Below are 21,889 nucleotides of genomic sequence, written 5' to 3'. Positions count from 1 at the left end.
TGAAAAAAGGGCCTACATGGAAATGTAGGCCCTTTGGACTGGCAGGCGGACGGCGATTACTCGCGGTTACCGCCGAAGATGCCCAGCAGCATCAGCAGGTTGGAGAAGACGTTGTACACGTCCAGGTAGATCGCCAGCGTGGCGGACACGTAGTTGGTTTCGCCGCCGTTGACCACGCGCTGCAGGTCCACCAGCATGAAGGCCGAGAAGATCACGATGGCCAGGACCGAGATGGTCAGCATCAGCGCCGGCAGCTGCAGGAAGATGTTGGCCAGGGCCGCCACCAGGATCACCACCGCGCCGATGAACAGGAACTTCTGCAGCCCCGAGAGATCGCGCTTGATGGTGGTGGCCAGCGTGGCCATGGTGCCGAACACGACGGCCGTGCCGCCGAAGGCCGTCATGACCAGCTGGGCGCCGTTGCCCATGCCCAGCACGAAGCCGAGCAGGCGCGACAGCATGATGCCCATGAAGAAGGTGAAGGCCAGCAGCAGGGCCACGCCCAGCGAGTTGTTCTTGTTTTTCTCGATGGCGAACATCATCCCGAACGCGCCCACCAGGAACACGATCGCGGACAGGCCGGGGCTGGCGCCCATGACGGTGTTGATGCCGGTGTACAGGCCCACGGCGGCGCCCAGCACGGTGGGGATGAGCGACAGCGCCAGGAGCCAATAGGTGTTGCGCAGGACCTTGTTGCGCGCGACCTCGCCCGGCGCGCCGGCCAGCGCGCCGGAACGGTTAAAAGGGGACGGACGATATTCGTTCATGGAGAACTCCTGTGTGCGGCGAAATGACGATTGCCTAGAATTAGATGCGAAGGATACCTTACAGTTCCCTGAAGAATCCAGTTTCGTCAGGAATTAGACCAGACGCCGGGCGAAGGTTCCAGGCGGATCAACCTGGGCGCACGTCGCGCAGCACGCGGGCCACGATGACGGGCAGTTCGGCGTCCATGCGGGCCTGGATCTGTTCGACGGCGTCGGCCAGCGCCTGCTGCATGAGCTGTTCCACCTCGGCCTGCAAGCGGGCGCTGAGCACCGCCGGGTCGGGCAGGGGGACGGATCTGGCCGGCGCGGGCTGCGCCACTTCGGTCAGCACCGGAAACGCCTCGTCGGCGTCGTCCGCGCCCGGGGGTAGCGCGGGTTCGGCCCGCTGGGTCAGGGTGGGGATGCCGGGGTCGTAGCGGCGAGAGGGCATGTTGGCTCCCGAAAATCGATGGGGCGGCGGCGCGCGGAGCGCCGGCTGCCGGTTCAGCCGCCGGCGGACTGGCGGCTGAGGTCGTGGCTGTGCGGCGTATGGCCGGCGCCCTGGTAGGCGCGCCAGCGCTGGCGCGCGGCCTGCTTGTCCTCGGGGTCGTCGGAGACGATTTCGAGCAGCCTTTCGAAGGCCTCGAAGCCGGGCGGGCAGTCGTTGTCCAGGTTCAGCAGCCAGGCGGGGGGCGGCTGTTCGCCCTGGCCCGCGGCCGCCGCGGCCTGCTGCGGATCGCCCGCCGTCAGCACCACCGGGGTGTCGGCCGCCAGCGGGTCGTTGGCCAGCACGTGCGGCACGAAAGACGTGTCGTCGAACGCCCACAGCATGCGGTCGAACGCGGCCAAGCGGCTGCCGTCTTTACAGTACACCACCAGCCGCTGGCCTGCCAGGTAGCGCTTGCGCACGACCTGGCAGGCCATGCGCAGGCGGTCCGGCGCGCCGAAGGCGAAATCGATGCGCGTCATGCCGGATACCGTCGCAGGCGCTTCAAGCCTGGTCCAGCAGGTACTGCATCAGCAGCGGCACGGGGCGGCCGGTGGCGCCCTTGTCCTTGCCGCCGCGCCAGGCGGTGCCGGCGATGTCCAGGTGCGCCCACGGATAGGCCGTGGCGAAGCGCGACAGGAAGCAGGCCGCCGTGACCGCGCCGGCCGGGGGGCCGCCGATGTTGGCCAGGTCGGCGAAGTTGGACTTCAGCTGTTCCTGGTAGGCCTCGTCCATGGGCATGCGCCAGGCCGTGTCCAGCGAGGCGCGGCCGGCGGCGGCCAGCGCCTCGGCCAGCGCGTCGTCCTTCGAGAACAGGCCGCTGTTGACGTTGCCCAGGGCGACCACGCAGGCGCCGGTGAGGGTGGCGATGTCGATGACGGCCGAGGGCTTGAAGCGCTCGGCGTAGGTCAGCGCGTCGCACAGCACCAGGCGGCCTTCGGCGTCGGTGTTGAGGATTTCGATGGTCAGGCCGGACATGCTGGTGACCACGTCGCCCGGCTTGTTGGCCTTGCCGCTGGGCAGGTTTTCGCAGGCCGGGATCAGGCCGACCACGTCCAGCGGCAGCTCCAGCTCGGCCAGGGCGCGGAACGAGCCCAGCACGCTGGCGGCGCCGCACATGTCGTACTTCATTTCGTCCATGGTGGCGGCGGGCTTGAGCGAGATGCCGCCGGCGTCGAAGGTGATGCCCTTGCCGACCAGCACGATGGGGCCGGGGGCGTTCTTCGCGGTCTTCTTGGCGGTCTTGCTGCCGGCGTGGCGCAGCACGATGAAGCGCAGCGCCTCGTCGGAGCCGCGCGCCACCGACAGGAACGAGCCCATGCCCAGCGCCTCGACCTGCTTCTTGTCCAGCACTTCGACCTTGAGCGACTTGAATTCGCGCGCCAGGCGCTTGGCGGTTTCGCCCAGGTAGGTGGGGGTGCAGATATTGCCGGGCAGGTTGCCCAGCGTGCGCGTCAGTTCCATGCCGTTGGCGATGGCGGCGCCTTCGCGCAGGCCTTTCTGGGCCTGGGCGGCGTCGGCGCGCTCGACGACCTGCACGATCTTCTTGAGCTTGGGACGGGCGTCGCGGTCGGGCTTGCCGAAGCTCGCGTCGTAATGATAGGTGGCGTTGCCGGCGGCGATGGCGGCGCTGCGCGCGCGGGCCGCGACGGCCACGTCGGCGATGGGGTTGGCGACGAGCGTGGACACGCCTTCGGCGAGCTGGGCGGCCACGCAGGCCGCGGCGAAGGCCTGCTCGGCCGAGGCGTGGGCGCGGGCCGAGTATTCCTCCTGCTTGCCCAGGCCCACCAGCACCACGCGCTGCGCGGTCACGCCGGGCAGGTTGCGCAGCGTCAGCGTCGAGCCGGCGCGGCCGCGGAACTCGGCCTTGACCACCGCGCGCACGGCGCCGTTGGAGGCGCGGTCGATGAGGTCGGCGGCCGGGCTCAGCACGCCTTCCGCATAGACGCCGACGGCCAGGGCGGCGGTTTTCACCTGGTGCAGGGAAGCAGTGGTCTGTGTGCTAAATTCCATGAGGGTTTCCCGTGTACGTCTGTGTATGATGCGGTCGATTATCCCGCATATTCTCCCATGTCTCTATTCAAACGATCGGTCGTCAGCGAGATCACCAGTCACGCTGTCGTTGTCTTCTCCACTCTGCTCGTCGTGTGGCTCAGCGTGTTGCTCGTGCGCCTGCTCGGCGAAGCCGCGGGAGGCAACATCGGGGCCGACGTGGTGCTGGTGCTGGCCGCGCTGTCGACCATCACGGCCCTGCCGACCGTGCTCGCGGTCTCCGTCTTCATCGCGGTCCTGACCACGGTCACGCGCAATTACCGCGAATCCGAAATGGTGGTGTGGTTCGCCAGCGGCCTGTCGCTGGCCGACTGGCTCAAGCCCGTGCTGCGCGTGGCCATTCCGGTGGCGCTGGCGGTGGCCGGGCTGACGCTGGTGGCCGCGCCGTGGGCCTATCGCCAGATCGGCGAATACCACGAACGCTTCGAGCAGCGCTCCGACCTGGCCAAGGTCACGGCCGGCCAGTTCGCCGAATCCTCCGGCGGCAGCCGCGTGTTCTTCGCCGAAGATCCGCTCGACGCCAGCGACGAGCTCGGCACCGTGTTCGCGCGCGAAACCGGTCCCGAATGGCTGAGCGTCCTGACCGCCAGCAGCGCGCACAGCGAAACGCAGCCCAACGGCGACCGCTTCCTGGTGCTGGGCGAAGGCCACCGCTACGATCTCAAGCCGGGCACGCCGGAACTGCGCCTGGTGCACTTCGAGAAATACGGGCTGCGCCTGGAAAGCAAGGCGGGCGCCGATCCGGTGGCCGAGGCCCGCGCCGCCGCCGAGCGCTCGTCCAAGGCGCGCACCACCATGCAGCTCATGGAAGACAACACCGACAGCAGCTGGTCGCAGGTCATGTGGCGCATCTCGCTGCCGCTGGCGGCGCTGAACCTGGCGCTGCTGGCGATTCCCCTCGGGGCGGTCAACCCGCGCCTGGGCCGCTCGGGCGACCTGCTCATCGCGGGCCTGGTGGGCCTGCTCTATATGAACCTGATCAACCTGTCGCGCGCCTGGATCTCGGGCGGCAAGCTCAGCTTCGGCGTGGGCGTGTGGGCCATCCACGGCGTGGTGGCCCTGTTGACGGTGTTCCTGCTGATGCGCCGCCTGCGCGTGAAGGCGCCGCGCAACAACGCCTGAGCCCGGCCGTCACGGCAGGTATTTCATGGTGCCGCGGCGGCCGGCCAGCAGGTCGGCGTTCTTCAATATCGACCTGCGGATGAACTCCCACAAGACCGTCACGCGCTTGAGCTTGCGCAGGTCTTCGTGGCAGTACATCCAGAACGAGCGGGTGATGGCCACCTCGTCCTCCAGCACCGGCTTGAGCCGCGGGTCCTGCGCGGCGATGAAGCAGGGCAGGATCGCCAGCGACTGGCCCTGCAGCGTGGCGTGGTATTGCGCCACCACGCTGGTGCTGCGCAGCACCACCTTGCTGGCCGGCAGCAGGTCTTCCAGATAACGCAGGCGTTCGCTGAACAGCAGCTCGTCCACATAGCCGATGAAGGAATGGCCGGCCAGGTCCGCGCGCGACGTGATCGGCGGGTGCCGGGCCAGGTAGCCCGGCGTGCCATACAGGCGCAGCGTGTAGTCGCACAGCTTGCTGCATACGTAGGGGCCGCGCTGCGGGCGTTCGATGGTGATGGCCAGGTCGGCCTCGCGCTTGGACAGGCTGACGAAGCGCGGCACCGGCAGGATGTCCAGCGTGATGTGCGGATAGCGCCGCTGGAAGTCGGCGGCCAGCGGCGTCAGCACATAGCTGCCGAAGCCCTCGGTGGCGCCGATGCGCAGATGCCCGGACAGCGCCTGGCCGATGCCCGACAGGTTCTCGCGCGCGGAGTGCACCGCGCTTTCCATCTGTTCGGCGTGGACGAAGAGGCGCTGGCCGTCGTCGGTCAGCATGAAGCCGGCGCTGCGCGATTTCTCGAACAGCAGCGTGTCCAGCTCCGCCTCCAGCGCGCGGATGCGCCGCGACACCGTGGTGTGTTCGACCCCGAGCTTGCGCGCGGCCGCGCTGACCCGCTGCGTGCGGGCCACTTCCAGGAAATACCGCAGACTGTCCCAATCAAGCACGATCCGGCGCTCCGCGCCCGCGCCGCCATGGCGGCGCGGGCATCCATCCTATTGTTCATTCATGCACAAGGAATGTGCATTTCTGGCCTTGCTTGTTGATTTTCACACATCTACACTGGGTTGGCAGGTCCAGGGGGAACCCCCGGGGCCGCAGGCCGCAAAGACGGCGCAACAACGCATAAAACTCAGGAGACAAATCCATGAAATTGCACGCACGCGGGCTGGCCGCAGGGCTGTGTCTGGGCGCCGCCCTGGTCGCCCAGGCCCATGCGGCGGATAAGCCGCCGGTGAAGATCGGGATTCTGACCGATATGTCGGGCACCTACGCCGCCATGGGGGGCGCGGGATCGGTGGCTGCGGCCCAGTTGGCGATCGACGATTGCCTGGCCGCGGAGTGCAAGGGCATGAAGATCGAGCTGGTGTCCGCGGACAACCAGAACAAGGCGGACGTGGGCGCGGCCAAGGCGCGCGAATGGTTCGACCGCGACGGCGTCACCGCCATCGCCGACCTGACCAACTCCGCCGTGGCGCTGGCGGTGCAGGGCATCGCGCGCGAAAAGAACAAGGTCGTGATGTTCTCCGGCCCGGCCACCACGGCCCTGACCAACAAGGAATGCTCGCCGGTCGGCTTCCACTGGATGTTCGACACCTATTCGCAATCGGCCGGCGGCGCCAAGGCCACGGTGCGCGCGGGCGGCAAGTCCTGGTTCTTCATCACCGTGGACTACGCCTTCGGCCACTCGCTGGAAGCCGACACCGCCAAGGCCGTGCAGGCCCTGGGCGGCACGGTCGCCGGCAGCGTGCGGCATCCGCTGAACGCGCCCGACTTCGCTTCCTACCTGCTGCAGGCGCAAAGCTCCAAGGCGCAGGTGGTGGCGCTGGCCAACGGCGGCCAGGACACCGTCAACGCCGTCAAGCAGGCGCGCGAATTCGGCATCGTGGCGGGCGGCCAGCGCCTGGTGTCGCTGCTGATCTTCCTGTCCGACCTGCGGGCGCTGGGCCTGGAGAACGCCCAGGGGCTGTCGTACGTCGACGGCTTCTACTGGGACTACGACGACAACACCCGCCAATGGTCCGGACGCTTCGAAAAGGCCTTCCGCGGCCTCAAGCCCACCATGACCCAGGCCGGCGTGTATTCCAGCGTGCTGCACTACCTGCGCGCGGTGGCGGCTACCGGCAGCACCGACGGCAAGGTGGTGGCCGACAAGATGCGCGAGCTGCCCATCAAGGACCCGATCATGCGCAATGCCTCGATCCGTCCCGATGGCCGCGTGATCCACGATATGTACCTGTACGAAGTGAAGAAGCCCGCGGAATCCAAGGGCGGCTGGGACTATTCCAAGCTGGTGGCCACCATCCCGGCCGCCGAGGCCTTCCAGCCCCTGTCCGATTCCACGTGCCCGCTGGTGAAGAAATAAGGCAATGCGGGCGCCGCCCCCGCGGCGTCCGCTGAATCCATGAACGCGGAGTCCGCTCCGCATCGACTAGGCAGTGTGAGGAGCATCAAATGAGTGAAGTCCCGCGCGTTCCGCTATTGATCGGCGGCAAGCTAGTGCAGTCCAAAACCACCGAATGGCGAGACGTGATCAATCCCGCTACCCAGGAGGTCGTCGCCAAGGTTCCCTTCGCCACCCGCGAGGAACTGGACCTGGCCGTCTCCAACGCCAAGGAGGCCTTCAAGACCTGGCGCAACAGCGGGCAGGGCTTGCGCATGCGCGTCATGCTGAAGTTCCAGGAGCTGCTGCGCGCCAACACCGGCAAGCTGGCCGAGATGATCACCCGCGAGCACGGCAAGACCCTGCCGGACGCCGAGGGCGAAGTCGGCCGCGGCCTGGAAGTGGTCGAACATGCTTGTTCCATCGCCAACCTGCAATTGGGCGAATACGCCGAGAACGCCGCCACCGGCATCGACGTCTACACCCTGATCCAGCCGCTGGGCGTGTGCGCGGGCATCACCGCGTTCAACTTCCCGGTGATGCTGCCGTGCTTCATGTTCCCGATCGCCGTGGCTTGCGGCAACACCTTCGTGCTCAAGCCCTCCGAGCAGGACCCGACGTCCTCGCTGTTCCTGGCCCAGCTGGCGCTGGAAGCCGGCCTGCCGCCGGGCGTGCTCAACGTCGTGCATGGCGGCCCCGACATCGCCAACGGCCTGTGCGAGCATCCCGACATCAAGGCGGTCTCGTTCATCGGCTCGACCCGCGTGGGCACCGAGATCTACAACCGCGCCTCGGCCGCCGGCAAGCGCTGCCAGTCCATGATGGGCGCCAAGAACCACTGCGTGGTGCTGCCCGACGCCGATCCCGAAGTCGCGCTGAACCAGCTGCTGGGCGCCGCCTTCGGCGCGGCCGGCCAGCGCTGCATGGCCTCGTCCGTGGCCGTGCTGGTCGGAGAAGCGCGCAACTGGCTGCCCGACTTCGTCGAGCGCGCCAAGAAGCTCAAGGTCAACGCCGGCACCGACCGCGCCGCCGACCTCGGCCCGCTGGTCTCGCCCAACGCCAAGAAGCGCGTCGAAAGCCTGATCCAGAAGGGCGTGGACGAAGGCGCCAAGCTGCTGCTCGACGGCCGCGAACTGAAGGTGGCCGGCTTCGAGCAGGGCAACTTCGTGGGCCCGACCATCTTCGAAGGCGTCACCGAGAACATGACCATCTACACCGAAGAAATCTTCGGCCCGGTCCTGTGCGTGGTGGGCGTCGAAACCCTCGAAGAAGCGGTGGAGTTCATCAACCGCAACCCCAACGGCAACGGCGTGGCGCTGTTCACCCAGGACGGCGGCGCGGCCCGCTACTTCCAGAACAACATCGACGTTGGCCAGGTCGGCATCAACGTGCCGATCCCGGTGCCGGTGGCCTGGTTCAGCTTCACCGGCTCGCGCGCCTCCAAGCTGGGCGACCTGGGTCCCAATGGCAAGCAGGCGGTGCAGTTCTGGACGCAGACCAAGACCGTCACCGCGCGCTGGTCGGCCCATGCCAAGAGCGTGAACACCACGATCACGATGCGCTGAAAGCGGGACGCCTTGCGCCTAAGCATATACAAATAAGTCATATAGCAAGGCGTCCTTATTACTTATAATTGGCCCGTCTAACAGGGGCCAATTCATGAACCTGCAGCAATTTCGTTTCGTGCGGGAAACCATCCGGCGCGACTTCAACCTCACCGAAGCCGCCCGGATGCTCTATACCTCCCAGCCGGGGGTATCCAAGGCGATCATCGAGTTCGAGGACGAACTCGGCATCAAGATCTTCGAACGCCACGGAAAACGCATCAAGGGGCTGACCAAGCCCGGCCTGGCGGTGTCGCAGGTCATCGACCGCATCATGCGGGAAGTGGACAACCTCAAGAAGGTCAGCGACGAGTTCGCGCGCCGCGACGAGGGCGGCCTGGTCATCGCCTGCACCCACACCCAGGCGCGCTACCTGCTGCCCAGGGTCATCCCGGCGTTTCGCAAGCAATTCCCCAAGGTCCACCTGTCGCTGGCCGAAGGCAGCCCCGCCCAGCTGGCGGAAATGGTGCTGCACGAGCAGGCCGACCTGGCGCTGGCCACCGAATCGCTGGCCCTGACGCCCGGCCTGGCCACGCTGCCGGTCTACGCCTGGGAGCACACGGTGGTGGTGCGCCCGGACCATCCCCTGGCCGAACTGACCTCCAGCGCCGCCAAGCGGCTGACGCTGGCGCAGCTGGCCGAATATCCCATCGTCACCTATGACCGCGCCTTCACCGGCCGCACCACCATAGACGAGATCTTCGCCAACCAGGGCATACACCCGGACATCGTCCTGGAAGCCATCGACGCCGACGTGATCAAGACGTACGTCGACGTAGGATTGGGCATAGGCATCATCGCCGGCGTGGCCTACGACCCGCGGCGCGATTCCAACCTGGTCGGGCTGGCCGTGGGCCACCTGTTCGGCACGCATACCACCCGTGTGGGCGTCAAAGCGGGCGTGTTCCTGCGGGACTACGTCTACACGTTCCTGGAAATGCTGGCGCCGTCCCTGACCCGCGCGGTGGTGACCGAAGCCGTGCAGGGAAGCCCCAAGTAGGCTTGGCATGCCTTCGCGGGCCACCCGCACGGCGCCTTCGGGCGCCATTTTTTTTTGTCGATCCGGGGATCTCGCTATCCCCGTTCAGGGGCTCATAAAAATAATTAAATAAGAACCGATCTCATTTGGGTTGACTAAAAAATGGGAATCATTATCATTACTACCAGTCTCAACGACCCAGCGAGGTTCATCATGACCGCAGGACTCAGTGCAGTGATAGTGGGCGCCGACCGCCTCGGCAACATTCCCGACCTACTCAAGGGGCACAACATTTCGATCACGCACCACATCAGCGGGCGCGATCCTTCGCACCAGAAAAAAACCTTGCAGCTGCCCTCGGGCACCCAGCTCGTCATCCTGCTGACCGACTTCCTCGGCCACAACGTCATGAAGACCTTCCGCAACGCGGCGCAACGCGGCGGCATCCGGGTCGTCGCTTGTCGCCGCTCGGTATGCAGCATGCAGCAGGCGCTGCAGCAATGCGGCCTGTGCGCGCACGCGGGCACGGTGCACTAGGCAGGTCCTGCCGCCGGGGCAAGCTGGGTAGACCCGCTGCCGGCAGGCCGCAAGATCAAGGCAAAACGCCGCCGGACTTCGCAGTCCGGCGGCGTTTTGCTTGTGCGTTATCCGGGGGGGGGGCGGGCGGATCAGTTGGCCGCGCGGGCCGAGGCGATCAGGCTGTTGTCCAGGCGGCGGGCGCCGTTATAGCGCTTGGCCCAGTAGGTCATGGTCATGTTCTCGACGCGGACCACGCCGCCGGAACTGGGCGAGTGCACGAAACGGTCGTCGCCAAGATAGATGCCGACGTGCGAATAGCGGCGGCCCAGCGTGTTGAAGAAGACCAGGTCGCCGGCCTTCAGTTCGCTCTTGTCGATGACGGTGCCCTGGCGCGCCATTTCGGCGGCGTTGCGCGGCAGTTTCAGGCCCAGCGAGCGTTCGGCCGTGTAGGTGACCAGGCCGCTGCAATCGAAACCGGTGTCGGGAGAACTGCCGCCGAAGCGGTAGCGGATGCCGAGGTAGTTCAGCGCTTCGCTGACCATGGCGTTGTCGCTGTCGACGCCGGTGTGGGGCTTCTGGCGCTCGCGCTTGAATTTCTGCGCCACCAGCATGCCGATGGGGTCGTAGCTGGCGGTCAGCGCGCCGGATTCGTAGGGATCGATTTCCGACGTATAGGCGGTAGACTTTTGACTTGTGCCGGCACAGCCGGCCAGAACCACGCACGCCGCCAGCGCCAGCAATTGCAGACTGCGAGGCAGACCGCGGCTTGCTTGGCCCGGGGATGAATTCAGTCGCGCGCGTGTGGAGTGTCGATGCATTCGCCTGGGGAAGATCCGCTGATGACGGCAGAAAACACGGCGATCACCGTGAATCTGGCCAAGATGTCAGCAAAATCAACATTTTTGTACAACTTCGCGGGGATTCTACCAAACTTTCAAGTCCGGTTTGTGACGTTTGTGTCACTTTAAGGACTTTAATGTCCATGCAGCGTGGACGTCGGGCAGAATGTTTTGACTTGCGGCAAGCCTCGTGCAAGGTTCGCCTACCAAAATGTGGCTGAAAGATTCCAGAAAAAAGCAATCAGCCCAAAGGCGGAAGAAAGATAACAGGAGACATAAATGCAAAAAACCCGGGATTTCCATTACCGCTCGGTACATGACCGCGACGCATTCTGGCGCGAACAGGCCGACCGCGTGCATTGGGAGACGCCGTTCGAGTCCGTGCTGGACTTTTCGCGCCCGCCGTTCGCCAAGTGGTTCACGGGCGGGCGCACCAATCTCTGCTACAACGCGGTCGACCGCTGGCTGCCGACCCAGGCCGACAAGCCGGCCCTGATCTGGGTCTCCACGGAAGTGGACCGCGAGCGCGTCTATACCCGCCAGGAGGTCTACGACGAGGTCAACGCGGCCGCCGCCATGCTCAAGGAACTGGGCGTGGGGCGGGGCGACCGGGTGCTGCTTTACATGCCGATGGTGCCGGAAGCCGTGTTCACCATGCTGGCCTGTGCCCGTATCGGCGCGGTGCATTCGGTGGTGTTCGGCGGTTTCGCCTCGGTCAACCTGGCGCAGCGCATCGACGATGCGGCGCCCAAGGTGGTGGTCTGCACCGACGGCGGTTCGCGCGCCGGCAAGGTGGTGCCGTACAAGCCGCTGCTGGACCGCGCGCTGGCCCTGGCCAAGTCGCCGCCGGCCTCGGTCGTGGTGTTCGACCGCGGCCTGGCGCCGTTCGAGCCGGTGGCCGGGCGCGACCTGGACTACGCCACGCTGCGCCAGCGCCACCAGGGCGCGCGGGTGCCGGTCGAATGGCTGGAGTCGTCCGAGCCCAGCTATATCCTCTACACCTCCGGCACGACCGGCAGGCCCAAGGGCGTGCAGCGCGACACCGGCGGCTACGCCGTGGCGCTGGCCTCGTCCATGGAATACCTGTTCAACGGCAAGGCCGGCGACACCTTCTTCTGCACCAGCGACATCGGCTGGGTGGTGGGCCATTCCTATATCGTCTACGGCCCGCTGATCGGCGGGCAGGCCACGGTGCTGTACGAAGGCACGCCGGTGCGTCCGGACGGCGCGATCCTGTGGAAGCTGGTCGAGCAGTTCGGCGTCAACACGCTGTTCTCGGCCCCGACCGCGGTGCGCGTGCTCAAGCGCCAGGACCCCGAACTGCTCAAGCGCCACGACCTGTCTTCGCTGCGCGCGGTCTACCTGGCGGGCGAACCGCTGGACGAGCCCACGGCGCAATGGATCTCCAGCGGCCTGGGCAAGCCCATCATCGACAATTACTGGCAGACGGAGTCGGGCTGGCCCATTCTGTCGGCGCAGCCGGGCGTGGAAAAGGTGCCCACCCGCTATGGCAGCCCGTCGTTCCCGGTGTACGGTTTCGACGCGCGCATCGTCAGCGAATCGACCGGCGAGGACCTCGGGCCCGACCAGAAGGGCGTGGTGGCCATCGTGCCGCCGCTGCCGCCCGGCGCCATGTCCACCATCTGGGGCGACGACGAACGCTTCGTGCAGACCTACTTCACGTCCATCCCGGGTCGCCAGGTGTATTCGACCTTCGACTGGGGCCTGGTCGACGCCGACGGCTACTGGTTCATCCTGGGCCGCACCGACGACGTGATCAACGTGGCCGGCCACCGGCTGGGTACGCGCGAGATCGAGGAATCGGTCAACAGCCACAGCGCCATCGCCGAATGCGCGGTGGTGGGCGTGGCCGACTCGCTCAAGGGGCAGGTGGCGATGGCCTTCGCCGTGCTCAAGAATCCCGCCGGCGCCGAGACGCCGGAGGCGGCAAAGCAGCTGGAAGGCGATATCATGCGGCTGGTGGAAGATCAGCTGGGAGCGGTGGCCCGACCCGCCAGGATCAGGTTCGTGGGCGCATTGCCCAAGACCCGCTCCGGCAAGGTCCTGCGCCGCGCGATCGTCGCGGTATGCGAAGGACGCGATCCCGGAGATCTGACCACCATAGAAGATCCAACCGCCCTGGAACAGATAAAGGAGTCGCTGCAATGAATACCAAGCCCGTGCTGAGCGCCGAAGACGTCAAGAAGATCCTGGCCGCGGCCGAAGCACACGCCCTGCAGAACAAGTGGGCCGTCACGATCTCCGTGGTCGATGACGGCGGCCACCTGCTGGGCATGCTGCGCCTGGACGGCGCGGCTCCGATCTCGGCGCACATCGCTCCGGCCAAGGCCAAGACCGCGGCGCTCGGCCGCCGCGAGTCGCGCGTCTACGAAGAGATGATCAACAACGGCCGCTACTCGTTCCTGTCGGCCCCCTCGCTCGACGGCCTGCTCGAAGGCGGCGTGCCGGTCGTGGCCGATGGCCACGTGGTCGGCGCGGTCGGCGTGTCCGGCGTGAAATCGAGCGAGGACGTGCTGATCGCTCAGGCAGGCATCGCCGCGCTGGACCTATGAGCGATGGCATGCCGCCGCAGGCGCCGTCCGGCGCTTGCGCGAAAAACGCCGGGGCAGGCGACGACAGTCCCCTGAACCCCGGCGTGGCCAGGCGCGAAGTCTGGGCCTGGGCCATGTACGACTTCGCCAATTCCGGCTACACCACCGTGATCCTCACGGCGGTGTTCAGCACTTATTTCGTCGGCGTGGTGGGCGGGCGCGCCCCGTGGGCCACGCTGGCATGGACCGCGGCGCTGTCGCTGTCCTATCTGCTCATCATGCTGACCATGCCCAGCCTGGGCGCCCGCGCCGACGCGCGCGCCGGCAAGCGCCGCCTGCTCTACGCGAGCACGGTGGGCTGCGTCGCGGCCACGCTGATGCTGACCCAGGCGGGTCCGGGCGATGTCTGGCTGGCGCTGGCCGCCATCGTCGTCTCCAACTACTGCTATTGCGTGGGCGAGTCGGTGGTCGCGGCCTTCCTGCCCGAACTCGCCAGGCCCTCGGCGCTGGGGCGGGTCTCGGGCTGGGGCTGGAGCTTCGGCTATTTCGGCGGCATGCTGACGCTGGGCCTGTCGCTGCTGGTCGTGACGCAGGCCGAGGCGCGCGGCGCGGGCGCCGAGCAATTCGTGCCCTGGGTCGTCGTCGTCACCTGTACGGTGTTCGCGCTGGCGGCGCTGCCGTCTTTTTTCATGCTGCGCGAGCGCGCCCGGCCGCAGCCCGGCCAGACGCAGGCGCTGCACATGCTCAAGCGCCTGGCCTACGCCTGGCGCGAGACCGGACAGCACTTTCCCGAGTTCCGCCGGCTGTTGATGTGCATCGCCTGCTACCAGGCCGGCATCTCGGTGGTGATCACGCTGGCGGCCGTCTACGCCTCGGAAGTCATGGGCTTCACCACGCCCCAGATCATGCTGCTGGTGTTCGCCGTGAACATCGGCGCGGCGGCGGGCGCGTTCTCGTTCGGCTACGTGCAGGACCGCATCGGCCACAAGCCGGCGCTGGCCATCACGCTGGCCGGCTGGATCGCGATGGTGCTGGTGGCCTACGCCGCCGTGACCGCGCCGGTGTTCTGGGTGGCCGCCACGCTGGCCGGGCTGTGCATGGGCACGACCCAGAGCGCGGGCCGGGCCATGACGGGCGCGCTCGCGCCCGCGGGCCGGCTGGCAGAGTTCTATTCGCTGTGGACCTTCGCGGTGCAGCTCGCCGCCGTGATCGGTCCGCTGACCTATGGCCTGGTGACCTGGGCCACGCACGGCAACCATCGCCTGGCGATCCTGGTGACCGGCCTGTTCTTCGTCGGCGGCCTCATCCTGCTGGCGCGCGTGGACGTGCGCAGCGGCCTGGCGCGGCGGGGCGCCTGACTCGCGAAAGCGCCGCCGCGGCTGCTATCCTTATGGTCTGCCCAGCGGCGCCGCCACCATGCGGCGCCGATGCGCCAATGGCTTGTGCGGGCCGCGAGGCCTATGCCCTGCGATCCCGGCGCTCCAGGCGCCTGCGCACGCGGACTCCGGCCCGCATTTTGCGTAAGGTGCCCGTAAGAGCGTGGCGATACGGTTGCAGGTAGGTCTGAAAAAGCGGCACAAACAACAGAATCACCGATTGGAGACAAAAATCATGTCGAACGCTATTGAGTCCGTCCTGGTGGAAACCCGCGTATTCCCGCCGCCCGAGCGCGCGGCGCAGGGCGCCGCGATTCCCAGCATGGACGCCTACAACGCGCTGTGCGCCCAGGTCGAGAACGATTTCGACGGCTTCTGGGCCGGCCAGGCGCGCGACAACCTGCAATGGACCAAGCCCTTCACGCAGGTCCTCGACGAATCCGACGCGCCGTTCTACCGCTGGTTCGGCGACGGCGAACTCAACGTTTCGGCCAACTGCCTGGACGTGCACCTCACCAACGGCAACGCCGACAAGACCGCCATCATCTTCGAATCCGACGACGGCAAGGTCGACAAGATCACGTACCGCGAACTGCTGGCGCGCGTGTGCCGCTTCGCCAACGGCATCGCCGCGCTGGGCTACAAGAAGGGCGACCGCGCCATCATCTACATGCCGATGTCGATCGAAGCCGTGGTCGCCATGCAGGCCTGCGCGCGCCTGGGCGTGACGCACTCGGTGGTGTTCGGCGGCTTCTCGGCCAAGAGCCTGCAGGAGCGCATCGTGGACGTGGGCGCCACGCTGGTCATCACGGCCGACGAGCAGGTGCGCGGCGGCAAGACCATCCCGCTCAAGCCGGCGGTCGAGGAAGCTTTCGCCATGGGCGGCTGCGAAGCCGTCTCCAAGGTCATCGTGTACCGCCGCACCGGCGGCAAGGTGCAGTGGAACGAAGGCCGCGACCTCTGGATGCATGACGTGGAAGCCGGCCAGGCCGACACCTGCGAACCGGTGCCGGTCAACGCCGAGCACCCGCTGTTCATCCTCTACACCTCCGGCTCCACCGGCAAGCCCAAGGGCGTGCAGCACTCGTCGGCGGGCTACCTGCTGTGGGCGCTGCTGACCGTGAAGTGGACCTTCGACGCGCGCAAGGACGACGTCTACTGGTGCACGGCCGACGTGGGCTGGGTCACCGGCCACACCTACATCACCTACGGTCCGCTGGCCGCCGGCCTGACGCAGGTGGTGTTCGAGGGCGTGCCCACCTACCCGAACGCCGGCCGCTTCTGGGACATGATCGCGCGCCACAAGGTCAACACCTTCTACACCGCGCCCACGGCGATCCGCTCGCTGATCAAGGCGGCCGAGGCCACGCCCGAAGCGCATCCCGGCAACTACGATCTCGACAGCCTGCGCATCATCGGCACGGTGGGCGAGCCCATCAACCCCGAAGCCTGGATGTGGTACCACAAGAACGTGGGCCGCGAGCGTTGTCCCATCGTGGACACCTGGTGGCAGACCGAGACCGGCGGGCACATGATCACCCCGCTGCCCGGCGCCACGCCGACCAAGCCGGGTTCCTGCACCTTGCCTCTGCCTGGCATCGCGGCGGCCATCGTCGACGAGACCGGCGCCGACGTCGAGCAGGGCAACGGCGGCTTCCTGGTGGTCAAGCGTCCGTGGCCGGCCATGATCCGCAACATCTGGGGCGACCCGGAGCGCTTCAAGAAAAGCTATTTCCCGTCCGAGCTTCGCGGCTACTACCTGGCCGGCGACGGCGCGCAGCGCGACGCCGACGGCTATTTCTGGATCATGGGCCGCATCGACGACGTGCTGAACGTCTCCGGCCACCGCCTGGGCACGATGGAAGTCGAATCGGCCCTGGTGGCCCACGAAATGGTGGCCGAGGCCGCGGTGGTGGGCCGTCCGGACGATACGACGGGCGAGGCCGTGGTGGCCTTCGTGGTGCTCAAGCGCGCCCGCCCCGAAGGCGACGAGGCGCAGGCCATCGCCAAGACGCTGCGCGACTGGGTGGCCAGGGAAATCGGCCCCATCGCCAAGCCCAAGGACATCCGCTTCGGCGACAACCTGCCCAAGACGCGTTCGGGCAAGATCATGCGCCGCCTGCTGCGCGTGGTCGCCAAGGGCGAGGAAGTCACGCAGGACGTCTCCACGCTGGAGAACCCCGCCATCCTGGAACAGCTGTCCAAGCCGCTGTGAGCGGGCCCGGCCGGCGCCGTCCGGCCGCGCGCTGCGCGACAGGCGCATAATGTGAGGCGCCCGTGCTCTTTCCGGCACGGGCGCCTTCTTTTTTTCTCGAACAACACGGAGTCGAAGACGTGAGCCGCAGCAGTTTCGATCGCGCAGGGCTGGCCCTGATGCTCAGCACCATCCTGGTCTGGGCGGGTAGCTGGATCGCGATGAAGCTGATCGTGCCCTACATCGGCCCGTTCGATTTCGTCGCGCTGCGCTACGTATCGGGCAGTCTGGTGCTGTTCGCGCTGGCCATCGCGACCCGCCGGCCGCTGGCCATGCCGCCGTGGAAGCTGACACTGCTGATCGGCCTGACCCAGACCGCGGGCTTCCAGGGCTTCGTGCAGACCGCGCTGGTGACGGGCGGGGTCGGCAAGGTCTCGCTCATGGCCTACACCATGCCGTTCTGGGTGATCCTGTTCGCATGGTGGCTGCTGCGCGAACGGCCCACCGCCACGCACGCGCTGGGCATCGGCCTGGCCGCCGTCGGCCTGGTGTGCTTCGTCGAGCCCTGGAACGGCCTGGGCGACATCCGGCCGGTGCTGCTGGGGCTGGGCAGCGGCCTGAGCTGGGGCGTGGGCACCGTGCTGTCCAAGCGCATGTTCGAGCGTCACGCGCCGGACGTGATGACGTTCACCGCGTGGCAGATGCTGTTCGGCGGCCTGGTGATGGTGCCGGTGGCCTGGCTCATGCCGCAGATGCCGGCGCAATGGGGCTGGCAGCTCTGGGCCGGCATGGTCTATATCGTGCTGATCGCCACCGCCGCGGGCTGGCTGCTGTGGCTGCAGGTCGTGCGCCGGGTGCCGGCCTCCATCGCCGGCCTGTCCAGCCTGGGCGTGCCGGTGGTGGCCATGCTGCTGGCCTGGCTGCTGCTGTCCGAGCGGCCCACTGCCGTGGAACTGGGCGGCATGGCGCTGATCCTGGCCGGCATCTGGGTGGTGAGCCGCGCCGCGCCGGCCCAGCGCGCCGACTGACCGGACTCCCCATCCCATTTATCGAGGACTAATCATGATCGATCTGCGCAGCGACACCGTCACCCGACCCTCGGCGGCCATGCTGCAGGCCATGGTCGCCGCGCCGCTGGGCGATGACGTGATGGGCGACGATCCCACCGTGATCCGGCTGCAGGAAGCGGTGGCCGCGCGCGCCGGCAAGGAGGCGGGCCTGTTCTTCCCGTCCGGCACGCAGAGCAACCTGGGCGCGCTGATGGCGCATTGCGGGCGCGGCGACGAATACCTGGTGGGCCAGCTGGCCCATACCTACAAGTACGAAGGGGGCGGGGCGGCCGTGCTGGGCAGCATCCAGCCGCAGCCGATCGAGCACGCCGAAGACGGCACGCTGCCGCTGGAAAAACTGGCGGCGGCGCTCAAGCCGGCCGACGACGCGCACTTCGCGCGCACCCGTTTGCTGGCGCTGGAGAACACCTTCCACGGCAAGCTGATCCCGGCCGCCTACGTGCAGGCCGCCACCGACTGGGCGCGCCGCCACGGCCTGGCCACGCATCTGGACGGCGCGCGCGTGTTCAACGCGTCCGTGGCCAGCGGCCTGCCGTTGGCGCAGCTGTGCCAACCCTTCGATACGGTGTCGATCTGTTTTTCCAAGGGCCTGGGCGCGCCGGTGGGCTCGGTCCTGGCGGGCAGCGCCGAACTGATCGCGCGCGCCCACCGCTGGCGCAAGATGCTGGGCGGCGGCCTGCGCCAGGCCGGCGTGCTGGCCGCGGCCTGCCTGTACGCGCTGGAACACAACGTCGAGCGCCTGGCCGAAGACCATTCCAATGCGCGCCTGCTGGCCGAGGGCTTGCGCGGCATCGCCGGCGTCAGGGTGCTGAGCCAGGACACCAACATGGTGTTCGCCGAATTCGAGCCCGCGCGCTGCGAGGCGCTGACCGCCGCGCTGGCGGCCGAGGGCATCCTGATGCGCGCCGTCTATGGCGGCCCGACGCGCCTGGTCACGCACCTGGACGTGTCCGCCGACGACGTGCGCCGGGTGGTCCAGGCCGTGGCGCGGCACCTGGCCTGAGGCTGCGGGCGCAACCTCAGCCGTGCCGTTCGCGGCTGTCGGCCGGGGCCTGTTCGCGCTCGTGCATGCCGTAGTCGCGCAGCACCTGCGCGACCCGCAGCCGGTAGCCGGCGAACACGCCGCCGCGCCCGGCTTCCTGCGCGCGGCGGTGCGATTCCAGCGAGCGCCAGCGCCGCACGGCGTCTTCATCGCGCCAGAACGATAGCGACAGCAGCTTGCCCGGCTGGCTCAGGCTCTGGAAGCGTTCGACGGAAATAAAGCCGTCGACGGCCCGCAGTTCCTCGACCAGTCCCGCGGCGATGGCCAGATAGGGCTCGGGGTTGCCGTCGGCCGGCTCGACTTCGAATATCACGGCGATCATGGAGTGTGGTCCTTGGCAGTGTCGGGATGGCGCCAGTATCCGGCGCGTGCGCGGCCCACGCTTCGGCGCGCGGCGAACTATGTCTGCGGCGGCCGGGCCTCGGCCAGCAGCGCGGCGTAGCCCAGGCGCGAGTCGGGCCACTGCAGCGTGAAGCCGCTGGCGCGCAGGCGGGCGTTGCTGAGTTTCTTGCTGCCGACGTTGGCCGGGGCGGGCGCGGTGCGCGGCGCGGGCGCGCCGGCCAGCCTGGCCAACTCGGCGTACAGCGTATGCAGGGGCAGCGGCGTGTCGTCGCAGCCGATGTACACCGGCGCGGCCTCGGGCAGCAGCGCCAGATGCGCCACGGCCGCGGCGGCGTCGTCGATATGGATGCGGTTGGCCCAGTGTTCGGGCTGGCGCGGCGCGCCGGCCGCGCCGCTGCGCAGGCGTTCGATCAGCTGCAGCCGGCCCGGGCCGTACAGGCCCGCCAGCCGCAGCGCCGCGGCGGGCAGGCCGCGCGCCGCCAGCGCGGCCTCGGCCTGCAGCAATATGCGGCCGTTCTCGCCCAGGGGAGCAGGGGGCGTGTCTTCGGTGACCCAGTCGCCGTCGTGCTCGCCATAGACGGCGCTGGAGGACACGAATACGATCCGCGCCAGCCGCGAGGCGTCCAGCGCGTCCAGCACCCGCGCCAGGCCGTCGATGAATACGCCGCGATAGGCCGCGGCGTCGCGCGCGCCGGGCGCAGGCAGGTGGATCAGGCGCGTGACGCCTTGCGGCAGCGCGCCGATTCCGCCGGGCGCGGCGATGTCGCCGCGCAGCCAGCGGATGCCCGAAGGGCCGTCGGCCGGCGGATGGCGGCGCAGGGCATGGACCTCGTCGCCGCGCGCCAGGAAGCGCCGGGCGACCCGCAGGCCCAGGTCGCCGCAGCCGATGAGCAGCACGCGTTCGGTCATGGGATTCGCGCCATTGCGCGCCGCCCCGCGGGGCGGCGCCGGTTACATGCCGCTGTAGACCGGACCTTCGCCGCCTTGCGGCGCCACCCAGACGATGTTCTGGGTCGGGTCCTTGATGTCGCAGGTCTTGCAGTGCACACAGTTCTGCGCGTTGATCTGCAAGCGGTCCTCGCCGTGGTCGTCCTTGACGAACTCATAGACGCCCGCGGGACAGTAGCGCGCTTCGGGCCCGCCGTACTTGGCCAGGTTGATCCGCACCGGAACGGTGGGGTCCTTCAGCGTCAGGTGGATGGGCTCGTTCTCTTCGTGGTTGGTGTTCGAGATGAACACCGAACTGAGCTTGTCGAAGGTGAGCTTGCCGTCCGGCTTGGGATAGTCGATGCGCGCGCATTGCGAGGCCGGTTGCAGGCAGGCGTGATCGGGCTTGTTGTGGCGCAGGGTCCAGGGCATCTTGCCCTTGAACACCAGCTGCTCGATGCCGGTCATCAGCGTGGCGATCGTGCGGCCCTTCTTGAACCACTGCTTGAAGTTGCGCGCCTTGTTCAGCTCGGCGTGCAGCCACGAGGCTTCGAAGGCCTGCGGATAGGCGGACAGCTCGTCCTGGCGGCGATCCGCGGCCAGGGCGTCGAAGGCCGCTTCGGCGGCCAGCTTGCCGGACTTGATGGCGGCGTGGCTGCCCTTGATGCGCGAGGCGTTGAGGAAGCCCGCTTCGCAGCCGACCAGCACGCCGCCCGGGAAGGTCAGCTTGGGCAGCGCCAGCAGGCCGCCGGCCGTGATGGCGCGCGCGCCGTAGGCGATGCGCTTGCCGCCTTCGAAGGTGCCGCGGATGGCCGGGTGCGTCTTGTAGCGCTGGAATTCGTCGAACGGCGACAGCCACGGGTTGGCGTAGTCCAGGCCCACGATCATGCCGACGGCCACCAGGTTGTTGTCCAGGTGGTAGAGGAACGAGCCGCCGTAGGTGTCGGAATCCAGCGGCCAGCCGGCCGTGTGGATGACCAGGCCCGGCTTGGACTGGGCCGGATCGACTTCCCACATTTCCTTGATGCCGATGCCGTAGGACTGCGGGTTGCGGCCTTCGTCGAGCTTGTAGCGTTCGATCAGCTGGCGGCCGAGCTGGCCGCGCGCGCCTTCGGCGAACACTGTGTAGCGGGCATGCAGTTCCATGCCGGGCTGGTAGTGGTCGGTGTGGCTGCCGTCGCGCGCCACGCCCATGTCGCCCGTGGCCACGCCGCGCACCGCGCCCTTGTCGTCATACAGGACTTCCACCGCGGCGAAGCCGGGGAAGATGTCCACGCCCAGCGCCTCGGCCTGTTCGCCCAGCCATTTCACCACGTCGCCGAGGCGCACGATGTAATTGCCTTCGTTGTGGAAACAGGGCGGCAGCAGCCAGTTGGGGGTCGCGCGCGCGCCGTTCTCCGACAGGAACAGGAACTTGTCCTGCGTGACGGGCACGTTCAGCGGCGCGCCTTTTTCTTTCCAGTCGGGGATCAGCTCGGTCAGCGCCAGCGGGTCCATGACGGCGCCGGACAGGATGTGCGCGCCGAGTTCAGCGCCTTTTTCAAGTACGCAGACGCCGATCTCCTGGTTCTTTTCAGCGGCCAACTGCTTCAGACGGATAGCAGTGGCCAGGCCGGCGGGTCCACCGCCGACCACGACCACGTCATATTCCATCGACTCGCGTTCAGACATT

General features: G+C 67.7%; 20 protein-coding genes. 11 read left to right on the top strand and 9 right to left on the bottom strand.

Annotation, left to right across the window (positions count from 1 at the left end):
* Nucleotides 1-56 precede the first annotated feature (56 nt).
* The 4 genes from AC1M14_RS20335 to AC1M14_RS20320 all read right to left on the bottom strand — a co-directional run bounded on the left by AC1M14_RS20335 (nucleotide 57) and on the right by AC1M14_RS20320 (nucleotide 3,246).
* A complete protein-coding gene (locus tag AC1M14_RS20335; RefSeq protein WP_111826603.1) occupies nucleotides 57-767 on the bottom strand; it encodes a Bax inhibitor-1/YccA family protein in 711 nt (236 codons plus the stop codon).
* Nucleotides 768-894: 127 nt separating this feature from the next.
* Nucleotides 895-1,197, bottom strand: a complete 303-nt coding sequence (locus tag AC1M14_RS20330; protein WP_111826604.1) for a hypothetical protein — start codon at nucleotides 1,195-1,197, stop codon at nucleotides 895-897.
* 53 nt (nucleotides 1,198-1,250) lie between these two features.
* A complete protein-coding gene (locus AC1M14_RS20325) occupies nucleotides 1,251-1,715 on the bottom strand; it encodes a DNA polymerase III subunit chi (RefSeq protein WP_102774436.1) in 465 nt (154 codons plus the stop codon).
* 22 nt (nucleotides 1,716-1,737) lie between these two features.
* Nucleotides 1,738-3,246 carry a leucyl aminopeptidase gene (locus AC1M14_RS20320; protein WP_209164979.1) on the bottom strand — a complete coding sequence of 503 codons (1,509 nt, stop codon included), beginning with the start codon at nucleotides 3,244-3,246 and terminating at the stop codon, nucleotides 1,738-1,740.
* A 57-nt stretch (nucleotides 3,247-3,303) separates the two neighbouring features.
* On the opposite strand from AC1M14_RS20320, the gene lptF reads away from it, so the two are divergent.
* Nucleotides 3,304-4,407 carry an LPS export ABC transporter permease LptF gene (gene lptF / locus AC1M14_RS20315; RefSeq protein ID WP_102774438.1) on the top strand — a complete coding sequence of 368 codons (1,104 nt, stop codon included), beginning with the start codon at nucleotides 3,304-3,306 and terminating at the stop codon, nucleotides 4,405-4,407.
* Between the two features lie 9 nt (nucleotides 4,408-4,416).
* Here the strand turns inward: lptF and AC1M14_RS20310 are convergent, their stop codons facing one another.
* Nucleotides 4,417-5,337, bottom strand: a complete 921-nt coding sequence (locus AC1M14_RS20310; RefSeq protein WP_102774559.1) for a LysR family transcriptional regulator — start codon at nucleotides 5,335-5,337, stop codon at nucleotides 4,417-4,419.
* 200 nt (nucleotides 5,338-5,537) lie between these two features.
* On the opposite strand from AC1M14_RS20310, the gene AC1M14_RS20305 reads away from it, so the two are divergent.
* The 4 genes from AC1M14_RS20305 to AC1M14_RS20290 all read left to right on the top strand — a co-directional run bounded on the left by AC1M14_RS20305 (nucleotide 5,538) and on the right by AC1M14_RS20290 (nucleotide 9,893).
* Nucleotides 5,538-6,755, top strand: a complete 1,218-nt coding sequence (locus AC1M14_RS20305; RefSeq protein WP_102774439.1) for an ABC transporter substrate-binding protein — start codon at nucleotides 5,538-5,540, stop codon at nucleotides 6,753-6,755.
* Nucleotides 6,756-6,844: 89 nt separating this feature from the next.
* Nucleotides 6,845-8,338 (top strand): CoA-acylating methylmalonate-semialdehyde dehydrogenase, encoded by a 1,494-nt coding sequence (locus tag AC1M14_RS20300; RefSeq protein ID WP_102774440.1) that lies wholly within the window; start codon nucleotides 6,845-6,847, stop codon nucleotides 8,336-8,338.
* A gap of 94 nt (nucleotides 8,339-8,432) precedes the next feature.
* Nucleotides 8,433-9,377 carry a CysB family HTH-type transcriptional regulator gene (locus tag AC1M14_RS20295; protein ID WP_102774441.1) on the top strand — a complete coding sequence of 315 codons (945 nt, stop codon included), beginning with the start codon at nucleotides 8,433-8,435 and terminating at the stop codon, nucleotides 9,375-9,377.
* Between the two features lie 192 nt (nucleotides 9,378-9,569).
* Nucleotides 9,570-9,893, top strand: a complete 324-nt coding sequence (locus AC1M14_RS20290; protein ID WP_102774560.1) for a DUF2325 domain-containing protein — start codon at nucleotides 9,570-9,572, stop codon at nucleotides 9,891-9,893.
* Nucleotides 9,894-10,024: 131 nt separating this feature from the next.
* Here AC1M14_RS20290 and AC1M14_RS20285 read toward each other — a convergent pair whose 3' ends face one another.
* Nucleotides 10,025-10,693 (bottom strand): C40 family peptidase, encoded by a 669-nt coding sequence (locus AC1M14_RS20285; protein WP_168202247.1) that lies wholly within the window; start codon nucleotides 10,691-10,693, stop codon nucleotides 10,025-10,027.
* Between the two features lie 300 nt (nucleotides 10,694-10,993).
* Here AC1M14_RS20285 and AC1M14_RS20280 point away from each other — a divergent pair, with 300 nt between their 5' ends.
* The 6 genes from AC1M14_RS20280 (at nucleotide 10,994) to ltaE (ending at nucleotide 18,909) form a co-directional block, all read left to right on the top strand.
* On the top strand, nucleotides 10,994-12,883 hold the full coding sequence (locus tag AC1M14_RS20280; protein WP_102774443.1) for a propionate--CoA ligase: 1,890 nt from the start codon (nucleotides 10,994-10,996) through the stop codon (nucleotides 12,881-12,883).
* Nucleotides 12,880-13,287, top strand: coding sequence for a GlcG/HbpS family heme-binding protein (locus AC1M14_RS20275; protein WP_479730336.1), 408 nt, complete (start codon nucleotides 12,880-12,882; stop codon nucleotides 13,285-13,287). The genes AC1M14_RS20280 and AC1M14_RS20275 overlap by 4 nt, the downstream gene beginning before the upstream one ends.
* A gap of 8 nt (nucleotides 13,288-13,295) precedes the next feature.
* Nucleotides 13,296-14,624: an MFS transporter gene (locus tag AC1M14_RS20270; RefSeq protein ID WP_479731826.1), complete on the top strand. Its 1,329-nt coding sequence runs from the start codon at nucleotides 13,296-13,298 to the stop codon at nucleotides 14,622-14,624.
* A gap of 253 nt (nucleotides 14,625-14,877) precedes the next feature.
* Nucleotides 14,878-16,857 (top strand): acetate--CoA ligase, encoded by a 1,980-nt coding sequence (gene acs, locus AC1M14_RS20265; protein WP_168202248.1) that lies wholly within the window; start codon nucleotides 14,878-14,880, stop codon nucleotides 16,855-16,857.
* 119 nt (nucleotides 16,858-16,976) lie between these two features.
* The gene (locus tag AC1M14_RS20260; protein ID WP_102774447.1) at nucleotides 16,977-17,864 is read left to right on the top strand and encodes a DMT family transporter; all 888 of its coding nucleotides are present in this window, start codon (nucleotides 16,977-16,979) and stop codon (nucleotides 17,862-17,864) included.
* A gap of 34 nt (nucleotides 17,865-17,898) precedes the next feature.
* Nucleotides 17,899-18,909 (top strand): low-specificity L-threonine aldolase, encoded by a 1,011-nt coding sequence (ltaE, locus tag AC1M14_RS20255; protein ID WP_102774448.1) that lies wholly within the window; start codon nucleotides 17,899-17,901, stop codon nucleotides 18,907-18,909.
* A gap of 16 nt (nucleotides 18,910-18,925) precedes the next feature.
* Here ltaE and AC1M14_RS20250 read toward each other — a convergent pair whose 3' ends face one another.
* From AC1M14_RS20250 to AC1M14_RS20240, 3 genes are all read right to left on the bottom strand, one after another.
* Nucleotides 18,926-19,270: an antibiotic biosynthesis monooxygenase family protein gene (locus tag AC1M14_RS20250; protein WP_102774449.1), complete on the bottom strand. Its 345-nt coding sequence runs from the start codon at nucleotides 19,268-19,270 to the stop codon at nucleotides 18,926-18,928.
* A 77-nt stretch (nucleotides 19,271-19,347) separates the two neighbouring features.
* Nucleotides 19,348-20,199 carry an NAD-dependent epimerase/dehydratase family protein gene (locus AC1M14_RS20245; RefSeq protein ID WP_479730335.1) on the bottom strand — a complete coding sequence of 284 codons (852 nt, stop codon included), beginning with the start codon at nucleotides 20,197-20,199 and terminating at the stop codon, nucleotides 19,348-19,350.
* A 42-nt stretch (nucleotides 20,200-20,241) separates the two neighbouring features.
* Complete coding sequence (locus AC1M14_RS20240) at nucleotides 20,242-21,888, bottom strand: electron transfer flavoprotein-ubiquinone oxidoreductase (RefSeq protein ID WP_479730334.1); 1,647 nt, start codon at nucleotides 21,886-21,888, stop codon at nucleotides 20,242-20,244.
* Between the last annotated feature and the right edge of the window lies 1 nt (nucleotide 21,889).

It is taken from the genome of Achromobacter sp. SX5 (assembly GCF_056711425.1).
Note: the sequence above shows the minus strand (reverse complement) of the source record. Positions and strands in the feature narration are given on the sequence as shown.